The organism is Actinosynnema sp., from assembly GCF_052038725.1.
This window is the reverse complement of record NZ_JBQGCX010000054.1, coordinates 1-1,780: the sequence shown is the minus strand read 5'-3', so window position 1 is coordinate 1,780 and position 1,780 is coordinate 1. Positions and strand designations below refer to the sequence as shown.

Genomic DNA, 1,780 nt, shown 5'->3' with positions numbered 1-1,780 from the left:
TCCCGCGACAGCTCGGGGTCGATCCGCCCGTAGTTGACCCGCCGGGCAGCCACGATCGGCACCCCGTACAGCGTCACCTTCTCGGTCGCCACGACCGCCCCGCGCTTGGCGTCCCACCTCGGCTCGCTGTACGTGCGCTTGACCAGGTGCTCGGCCAGCCGCTCCGCCCACTCCGGCTCGATCTTCGCGACCGTGCGCCCCCAGAGCCGGGAGGTCTCCACCAGCTCCGCCGCCATGACCCACTGCGGCGGCTGCTTGCTCAGCGCCGAACCGGGGAACACCGCGAACCGCGCCCCCCGCGCCCCCAGGAACTCGGCGAGCTGCCGCCTGCCCTGCTCCTTCTTCCCCTGCTCGCGCTTGGGCACGTCCTTGAGCCCGATGTGCGAGAGCAGCCCGGACAACAGGCTCACGTGGATGTTGCGCGTCTCGCCCGGCTCGGTGTTGACGTGCACCCCGAGCGTCTTGGCGACCTGCCGCAGCTGCGCGTACACGTCCTGCCACTCGCGCACCCGCAGGTAGTTCAGGAACTCGGTGCGGCACATCTTGCGGAACTGGTTCGAGGAGCGCTCCTTCTGCTGCTCCTTCAGGTACTCCCACAGCTTCAGGTACGAGGTGAAGTCCGACCCCGCGTCCTTGAACCGGGCGTGCTGCTCGTCGGCGGCCTGCTGCTTGTCGGCGGGTCGCTCGCGCGGGTCCTGGATGGACAGCGCCGCCGCGATCACCATGACCTCGCGCACGCACCCGTTGCGGTCGGCCTCCACGACCATCCGCGCCAGGCGCGGGTCGATCGGCAGCTGCGCGAGCTTGCGCCCCAGCGGCGTCAGCTCCCGCCCCTGCGTGGGCGCCAGCGCCCCCAGCTCCTGGAGCAGCTGCACGCCGTCGCTGATGTTGCGCGCCTCGGGCGGGTCGATGAACGGGAACCCGGCGATGTCGCCGAGGCCGATCGAGGTCATCTGCAGGATGACCGACGCCAGGTTGGTGCGCAGGATCTCCGGGTCGGTGAACTCCGGCCGCGCCAGGAAGTCGTCCTCGGAGTACAGCCGCACGCAGATGCCCTCGGACACCCGGCCGCACCGCCCCTTGCGCTGGTTGGCCGAGGCCTGAGACACCGGTTCGATGGGCAGGCGCTGCACCTTGAGCCGGTGGCTGTAGCGGGAGACGCGGGCGGTGCCGGGGTCGATCACGTACTTGATGCCGGGCACGGTCAGCGAGGTCTCGGCCACGTTCGTGGCCAGCACGACCCGCCTGCCCCGGTGCGGCTGGAACACCCGGTGCTGCTCGGCGAACGACAGCCGCGCGAACAGCGGCAGCACCTCGGTGTCGCGCAGCTTGAGCGCGTTCAGGGCGTCGGCGGTGTCGCGGATCTCCCGCTCGCCGGACAGGAACACCAGCACGTCGCCGGGCCCCTCGGCCTGGAGCTCGCGCACGGCGTCGCAGATGCCCTGGGTCTGGTCGCGGTCCGGGTCGGCCTCCGGGTCCTCCGGGTCGACCAGCGGCCGGTAGCGCACCTCGACCGGGTAGGTGCGGCCGGAGACCTCGATGACGGGCGCGTCGGAGAAGTGCCGGGAGAAGCGCTGCGGGTCGATGGTCGCGGAGGTGATGACGAGCTTGAGGTCGGGCCGGCGCGGCAGGAGCTGCTTGAGGTAGCCGAGGAGGAAGTCGACGTTGAGGCTGCGCTCGTGGGCCTCGTCGACGATGAGCGTGTCGTAGCGGCGCAGCAGCCGGTCGCGCTGCAGCTCCGCGAGCAGGATCCCGTCGGTCATCACCTTCACGTACGTGC

The 1,780-nt window shown here is 71.0% G+C and carries 1 protein-coding gene; it reads right to left on the bottom strand.

Going from position 1 to position 1,780, the window contains the following annotated elements; all coding sequences use genetic code 11:
- Positions 1-1,780 (bottom strand): ATP-dependent RNA helicase HrpA (gene hrpA / locus ACTUAL_RS01065; RefSeq protein WP_440898937.1); only part of this gene is annotated, 1,780 nt, incomplete at both ends.